The following is a 7493-nucleotide window of genomic DNA, read 5'->3' as shown; positions in this document are numbered from 1 at the left end:
GGGGCAGGCGCGGGGGGCGCGGGCTCGTCCTCCGGAGGAGGTGCCGGCGCCGGGGCCGGATCCGGTGCGGCCGGGGGCTCCGGGGGTGTGTCCGGGGCGGGCCTCGGGTCCGACCAGCCGAGGTAGGAACCGCAGTTGCCGCAGAAGTCGTCCGTGGGGCCGTTGGACGCCCCGCACGAGGGGCACGCGCGCATGGCGTCACCTCCCTTCGTCGGCGGGTGGGCCGGGGAGGATCTCCACCCGGCAGACGGTGTGCGCCGGGCACATGGCCCGGACGATCTCGTGGACCCTGTCCGGGTCGACCCGTGTCTCGCGGCCCGGCCACACACGGACCAGGGGCCCGTGGGGGGACTGCGGCGGCAGGTCGGCGCCGGGGGTGTTCGACCACACCGCGCCGCCGTCCCCGGTCACCTCTGCGTGGACGCCGAGCGCGAGCCGCAGGCCCTCGACCAGGCCGTGTCCGGTGCCACGCCAGCGGTGCAGCTCCACCGCGCGGGCGACCGCCTCACGGCGCAGTTCCTCCGGCCACTGCGGGTCGTCGGCGGCGCCCACCCAGGACGCCAGCCAGGTCAGGAAGTCGGCCGGGGCCACCCGGGGATCGAGGTAGGCGGTCAGGTTGTCCAGGGTCGCGAACACCGGGGCGAGGACGGTGTCGAGGCCGGCGGTGAACCGCTGCGCGAAGTCGTCGTCGGCGTACAGGGCGGGCAGTTGCCCGCCGATCGGGTACCTGCTCGGCAGGCCGGGTACGGCGGCGCGGCTCATGCGCGTGCCTCCGGTTCGGCGGGCGTGACGACGACCTGGTGCTGGTAGGAGAAGACCAGCGCGCCCGGGGCCACGTCGATGCGGTCCGTCGGCGCGCCGCGCCGGCCGGTGATCGGGTCGGCGGGGAAGAGGCGGATCTCCTCCACGAGCGCGTTGCCGCCGGCGCGTTGCAGCACGCCGAACAGCTCCCCGTACTGCACCGGCCGCCCGAACGGCCAGCCGGTGCCGTCGGGACCGCCGTGCAGCGGGCTGAGGTGCCGGAACAGCGCGGCGAGCGCCGCCTCGCGCACCCGGTCGGTGCGGCCCGGTGCCGTCACGAGCCGGGCCACCACGGTGACGCCCTGGTAGACCGGCGGCTCCACCAGCACGCGGGTGCCGATCAGGCGTCGCTCGTCGAGGCTCGCGGTGATCGCCTGGAGGACCTGGTCGGAGGGGATCAGCTGCTCGAAGCGGAGCCGGTCGTCGCCCTCGTCGGCCACCGCGTCCGGCACCACCAGGACCCGTACCGCGCCCCCGCCCTCCGCGGCGGGCAGACAGCGGACCCGGCGGACCGAGGGCGCCGCCTGGCGGCTGATGATCTCGTAGTCCTCGGCGGTCACCGCGCGCTCCTGCATCCGCAGCGCCTGCGGTGCCCGCAGTCTGGCGTTCTCGACGGTCTCCCCCGCGACGCCGCCGCGGGCGGCCTCCCGGTTGACGACCCGGGCGACGTACGGAACGGAGGAGCGCAGCACGGAGATCGCGCCGCGGGCGACGTTGCCGGCCGGGCCGCCGCCGGTGCGGTAGCGGGCCACCCGCACCTGGGCGCCCTTGGGCGGTACGGCGCCGCACTGCCGCAGTGTGCCGTCGGGTTCGCGCAGCACCGGGGGGAAGGTGAACTCACCGGTGGTGGCGTCCACCCGGACGTGCCGGTCGTCGGGGCCGGAGCGGCCGAAGTGCTCGACCACGTCCCAGCGTTGCCATCCCTCGGCCGAGGACACCTCCACCACGGGGGGCCCGCCGTCGAGGAGGACGGGCGGGCGGCCGAGCCGGAACGTCTGTCCGGCGACGCCCTCCGAGGTGCCGAGCGGCACGTCGGTCACGGTCTCGGCGTGTTCGACGGACATGGTGCCGCCCACGGTGAACACCGCCGCCTCGCGCACCGTCGGGGACTCCGAGTAGAACGGCTGGCCCGGCTCCGCCTCGGTGACGCGGCAGCGCAGCCAGCCGGCCCGCGTCCCGCCGATCACCGACGCCGTGTGCCCGGCCGGTACGTACACGATGACCTCGCCGGGCCGGTTCAGCCCGCCGGTGGTGTCCGGGCCGGTCTCGCAGACCCGCCAGCCGCCGCCGTCCCACGCCTCCCACACGAGCGGGGGCTGACGCGGGTCCACGCCGACGCCCTCCACGCGGCTGTCCAGGCGCACCGCGACGATGCAGCGGGGCACCGCCGTCGGCAGGCCGAACAGCAGCGCGTCACCCGGCTCCGGCGCGGCCTGGAAGCAGGGGATGTCGCGGCCTTCGGCGAGCGCCCCGGTCCGGTCGGTCTGCTCACCGCTGCGGTACGCGGTCACCAGGCGGGTCAGCTCGCTGGGCATTATGTGCAGTTCCGCCGTGGTCGTGAAGACCACGGCCTCGTCGGTCTCACCGCGCGCGGTGGTCACCTCGGTGCCCGCGGGCAGCGCCACCGTGTCGGGCTGCGGCGCCGACAGCCAGAAGTCGACCTCGGCCACGGCGGCGGCCGGCGGGAAGAGGCGGATGCCGAGCAGGTCGAGGAACGCGGTGTAGTTCTTGTCCGGGACCCGGTTCAGCCGGTAGAGCAGCTGGTCGACGAGATACGCGAACGTCTCGATCAGGGTGACGCCCGGGTCGGAGACGTTGTGGTCGGTCCACTCCGGGGCGCGCTGCTGCACGTACCGCTTCGCCTCGTCGACGAGTTGCTGGAACCGCCGGTCGTCCAGGTTCGGGGAGGGCAGGGCCATCAGTCCGCGACCAAATCCTCGGCCCCCTCCTCGGAGGGGATCGTGTAGAAGGGAAAGACCAGGTTGCGCCGGTCGTTGGTGGAGCGCACGGTGTAGTGCACGTCGATGTAGAGGGTGCCGTCCTCGACGGCGTCGAAGGCGACCACCACGTCGTCCACCGCGACGCGCGGCTCCCACCTCTCCAGGGCCTCGCGCACCTGCTGCGCGACGCGTCCTGCGGTGGCTCCGTCGCCGGGGGCGAAGACGTAGTCGTGGATGCCGCAGCCGAACTCGGGGCGCATGGGGCGCTCGCCGGGCGCGGTGCCGAGCACCAGACGGATCGCCTCCTCGATCTCCCGCTCCCGTTCGACCATGGCGATCCCGCCGGTCGGCCCGACCCCCATCGGGAACGCCCAGCCGCGCCCGATGAACCGCTCGCTCATCACACGCCCCCGATCAGGACGTTCGGGGCGCCGGTCAGGATCATCGCGCCGCACGCGGTCCGGTCGCGCGCCCGCGCGGCCGGCAGTCCGCCGATCAGGACGGCCCCGGCGACCGCCGCTGCCGGGTTGGGCAGGATCACGTTGGCCGGGCCCGTGGCCGCGTGCGGCGGCATCGGGCAGGTGTGCAGGCTGCCCGTGACGGCGGCGGGGCGGCCGCCGATCAGCACGCGGGCCACGGCCGCGGCGGCGCCGGGCGGCGGGGTGGCGATCACACCGCCGTGGTCGGTGGGGTCACCGGTACGGGCTGCGGCCGGCATGCGTTGCTCCTTGGGGAAGTCGGGAGAGTCGGGAGAGTCGGGGAAGCGCGGAGGGACGAGTGCGGGGAGTCGGTGGAGGCGTACGGAGGTCAGTTGATGCGGACGAGCCTGGCCTTCAGAACACCCAGCAGGCCACCGTCGACGGTGACGTCCGAGCTGCCGGTGACGCTCACCGAACGGCCGCCGACCTTCACCCCGACCCGGCCCTGGATGTCCACGTTGCGGCCCGACACGCTCACGTCGCCCCGTCCCGCGTCCAGGGTGATGCCCTGCGTGTCGAGCAGGACGGAGGTGAGGGGCTGCCGGCCCTTGGCGTACACCGTCAGCTCGATCCGGTCCCGCCGGTCGTCGAGGAACACTTCGAGGCGCTCGTCACCGGTCGTGAGCCGGATGCCGGACGGGCCCGGCGCCCGCGCGTCGAGCAGTTCCACCCGGTGTCCCGAACGCGACACGACGGAACGGCGGTTGACCTTGCCGGTGGTCTGGTCGATCAGCGGGACGTCGTGGGGTGACGGCTTGTCGACGCCGTTGTAGAGCCCTCCGATGACGTACGGGCTGTCCAGCAGGCCCTGTTCGAAGCCCACCAGGACCTCGTCGTTGACCTCGGGGCTCACCACGCCTCCGCCGCCCTTGCCGCCCCACTGGACGGTGCGCACCCAGTCGGTGGTGTACGTGTCGTCCAGCCAGGGGAACCTCAGCCTCACCGCGCCGCTCTCGGCGCCGCCCGGCTCGCGTACGTCCGTCACCACGCCGATGGCCAGGCCCGGCATGCGCGGCCCGCGGGCCGGTGCGTTGGCGCCCGTCACCAGGCCCGTCAGGGAGCGGTCCGGGCTCGCGCTCACCCACACCGTCGTCCGGTACCCGCCGTGCGGCTCCAGGACGTGCTGCACGGCCGTCGCCGTGTACTTGCCGGAGAACGCCTGCCCGACGTTGCCCAGCGCCACCGGCTTGCCCGCCCGCAGCCGCGGGTTGCCCTCGGCCACCGCTTCCAGGTCGCCGAAACCCGCGCTGACCTGGGCGGCCGTGGCGTCCGCGACGGCCGTCGTCTCCGCCTGGGTGCGGTACGGGGTGTCCGTGACGGTCAGCTTCACCGCCTTGCCGAACCGCGCGGCGAACGCCGGGCTCAGGCCCGGCACCACCGTCTCGCTGTCCACCGACGGCTGCCGGGCCACCAGCGGCCGTTTCGTGGTGACGTCCCAGCCGCGCACCTCCACCTGCGACGCGCCGTCCGCGGTCGACAGCGAAGCCCGCAGCGCCAGCAGGTTCCGCCCGTACTCCAGCACCATCGGGTTCCGGGTGGCCGGGGTCGACGGCGCGGGCGCCGCGGACGCCTTCCGCAGCCGGGTGAACTGGAGCAGCCCCTCGTCGTCGACGCGCACCTGCGCGCCACTCTCGGCCGCCAGGTACTGCAGGAAGTCCCAGTCGGACACGTTCGCCTGCGAGAGCTGCCGGTAGGTGACCGGCGCGGCCTCCACGGTCCCGCAGGCCAGCCCCGCCCCGGCGGCCACCTTGCGGACGATCGCCGCCGCCGTCATGTTCCGGTACGCCACCACCTTCCGGCCCCGCTGGAGGCGGTGCGCCCTGGAGTAGGCGCGCACCACCGTGAACGAGCCCGTGCGGTCCCGGTCCACCTCCAGGGCCGTCACCTCGCCGCCGAACAGCCGTTCGCGGGCCTGCCCGGACACGGTCACCACCGACACCCTGAGCGGGGTGCCGATGGTGATGCCGGTCGCCCTCAGGAACTCGTGGTCGGGGTCGCGGAAGGTGAGCTGTGCCGCGTCCGGCAGGCCCACGTTCTCGTCCACCACGCAGCTCACCAGCTGGGCGGCCCAGACGGGCGGAAGTTCGGCGGGCGTCTCGATGACGGGGTCCGCCGCGAACGACCGGCCGCCCCGCTCCTCCCCGGGTTTGCTCACCGCTCCTCCTCACCGCCCGCGTCACGCAGCCCCGGCACCACCAGTTCGGTGCCGGGCACGAGCGCCATCGGGTCGTCGATTCCGTTCGCCTCCGCGATGACCCGCCAGGCCGTCGCGTCGCCGTACTCCCGCCAGGCCAGCAGGGCCAGGCTGTCGCCCGCCACCACGGTGTGCGTGCTGCGGGCGGTGCGCGCGCCGGACGTCGGGTTCTGGCCCGGCGGGTCGACGCTCGCCTCCTCGATCGACAGGGCGCAGGTGGCGCGCAGCGGCTTGCCGTCCACGTCGAACAGGGTGTACGTCACCGACAGGCTGGAGAGCACTCCGTCGAACGAGGTCGTCCGCGCGGTGCCCCACTCGAACCGCACCCATGGGCTGGCCGGCTTCTTGCGGCCCAGGCTGGCCGGGGTCGGCACGCACGCCTTCATCAGCTTCTCCACCGCCTGCTCCACGGAGTTGTCGTGGGTGGCGGTGGCGTCCAGGAACACCTCCAGGCTCAGCTCGCGCGGGCCGCTGCCGACGAACTCGGGCAGCGCCGACTGCTCCGCCATCCGGGAGGGGGAACGCCGCCACTCGGTGGTCTTGCGCAGTTGCAGGGTGGAGGGGTTGAACTGCAGGTCGAGCCGCGCGAGGGTGCCGCCGGGCTTCGCGCCGACCGAGGCCGGGGGCTCCTTCAGGGTCAGCTGGGCCCTGGCCCGGCTGGAGCGGACCGCTGGGGACATGCCGCTACCTCCTTTCCGTGAAGCGGGTGCGGGGCGGGGACGGTCGTGGTCGTGGACGGCGGGTCAGGACCAGCGCAGGCCCTCGTGGGCGATCTCCAGGGTCTCCACCGCCGGTGCCGGGTTGCCGGGGTCGAAGGACGGCCCCTGCCAGCGCACCGGGACGATCCCGAACACCTGCCAGCTGACGATCGGGGTCAAATCCGGTCTGAGGGCCACGATCTCGCCGTCCTTGGGCTCCACCCGCTTCAGCGTCTCGTCGAGCCAGCGGCCGATCTTCACGGTGTCGCTGGTGACCGGCCGGGTGAGCGTGATGTTCGACCAGGTCACGCGTCCGGGCAGCTGCCAGTTGAAGCCGTTGTTGCCGCCCTCGGCGTAGCTCTCGATCTCGACCTCGGCACCCATGCCGGAGCAGGTGTGGAAGGGGCCCAGATCGTCACCGCCGATCGCGAGCCGGAAGAACACGCTCGTCGCGAAGATGCTGTCCGTCATCCGTCCGTCATCCGTTCCCTGACCTCATCCGTTCCGTGGCCTCATTCGTTGCGTCGCCCCATTCGTGCGTCGCCTGATCCGTTCGCGTCGCCTCATCCGTGGCGTGGCCTCAGCGGCGCCCGTCGTGCGGGCGGCCCGTGCGTTCCCGGCCACGCCGCAGCTCGGCACGCAGCAGCCGGGCGACCGGGTCGAGCAGGCGGCGCGCCAGGTCGTCCAGGTCGAGGCCGGGGTCCGGCGCCGGCTCGGCGCGCTGGGCCGCGCTCCTGGCGGAGGCGGACGTCGCGGCGGAGGCGGACCCCGTGGCGGAGGCTGACACGGACGCCGACCGCTGGCGGCCGGGCGCCGGTACCGCCTTGGCGGGCCCGCCCGGGGGTACGCGGTCACCGGCGCCGGAGCCGGTGCGCTGCACCGGGGTCGCCGTCCCGCCGGTCACACCGCCGGGCCCGGCGCTCCTGCGCCGGACCACGGGGACGGTCGCCGCCGGGGCCGGCGCCGACGCGGCCGACGGGCGGTCCGCGAGCGGCGGCGCCTGCGGGGCGGTCACCGGCAGGGCCCGCGTCGGTACGGCCGTGGACGGGGCGTGCGCCCCGGGCCCGGGCGTCTCCGGGTGGGGCGGGGCGGGCCGGACGACCGGGACGCGCTGAACGGAGGCCGCGGAACCGGTGGTCCGTAGGCCCGGGCCCTCCGGTCCGGGGCGGACGGCCGCGGCCCGCTGGATCGGCGCCGTCGCCGGGGCGACCGCGGACCGGCCCGGCGTCGGCCGCGCGGGCTCACGGACGGGCGGCACGGGGTTGCCCCGGGCTGCGGCCGGTGCGCCGGAGGGAGAGGCAGTCGGCTGTGCCGGGGTGGTGCGGGGGGCGGCCGGTGCGCCGGAGGCAGAGGCGGTCGGCTGTGCCGAGGCGGTGCGGGG

General features: G+C 74.9%; 8 protein-coding genes and 1 pseudogene. All 9 read right to left on the bottom strand.

The window, feature by feature from the left end; translation table 11 throughout:
• Positions 1–194: zinc-ribbon domain-containing protein (locus tag CCN42_RS43950; RefSeq protein ID WP_211294883.1), on the bottom strand; the 194-nt coding region annotated here is incomplete at its 3' end.
• A gap of 4 nt (positions 195–198) precedes the next feature.
• Positions 199–762, bottom strand: a complete 564-nt coding sequence (locus CCN42_RS37555; protein ID WP_086741748.1) for a phage tail protein — start codon at positions 760–762, stop codon at positions 199–201.
• The gene (locus CCN42_RS37550) at positions 759–2720 is read right to left on the bottom strand and encodes a putative baseplate assembly protein (protein ID WP_086741747.1); all 1962 of its coding nucleotides are present in this window, start codon (positions 2718–2720) and stop codon (positions 759–761) included. Before CCN42_RS37550 ends, CCN42_RS37555 begins: the two co-directional genes overlap by 4 nt.
• Positions 2720–3142, bottom strand: coding sequence for a GPW/gp25 family protein (locus tag CCN42_RS37545; RefSeq protein WP_086741746.1), 423 nt, complete (start codon positions 3140–3142; stop codon positions 2720–2722). The genes CCN42_RS37550 and CCN42_RS37545 overlap by 1 nt, the downstream gene beginning before the upstream one ends.
• Positions 3142–3459 (bottom strand): PAAR domain-containing protein, encoded by a 318-nt coding sequence (locus tag CCN42_RS37540; RefSeq protein WP_086168217.1) that lies wholly within the window; start codon positions 3457–3459, stop codon positions 3142–3144. Before CCN42_RS37540 ends, CCN42_RS37545 begins: the two co-directional genes overlap by 1 nt.
• Positions 3460–3548: 89 nt before the next feature.
• Complete coding sequence (locus CCN42_RS37535) at positions 3549–5375, bottom strand: VgrG-related protein (RefSeq protein WP_086741745.1); 1827 nt, start codon at positions 5373–5375, stop codon at positions 3549–3551.
• Positions 5372–6094 (bottom strand): CIS tube protein, encoded by a 723-nt coding sequence (locus CCN42_RS37530; RefSeq protein ID WP_086168215.1) that lies wholly within the window; start codon positions 6092–6094, stop codon positions 5372–5374. The genes CCN42_RS37535 and CCN42_RS37530 overlap by 4 nt, the downstream gene beginning before the upstream one ends.
• A gap of 63 nt (positions 6095–6157) precedes the next feature.
• On the bottom strand, positions 6158–6583 hold the full coding sequence (locus tag CCN42_RS37525; protein ID WP_086741744.1) for a phage tail protein: 426 nt from the start codon (positions 6581–6583) through the stop codon (positions 6158–6160).
• Positions 6584–6692: 109 nt separating this feature from the next.
• A pseudogene (locus CCN42_RS43545) lies at positions 6693–7493 on the bottom strand (hypothetical protein); the annotation flags it as partial.

This window comes from Streptomyces glaucescens (genome assembly GCF_002154375.1).
Lineage (GTDB): Bacteria > Actinomycetota > Actinomycetes > Streptomycetales > Streptomycetaceae > Streptomyces > Streptomyces glaucescens.
This window is presented reverse-complemented; position numbering and strand designations above follow the sequence as displayed.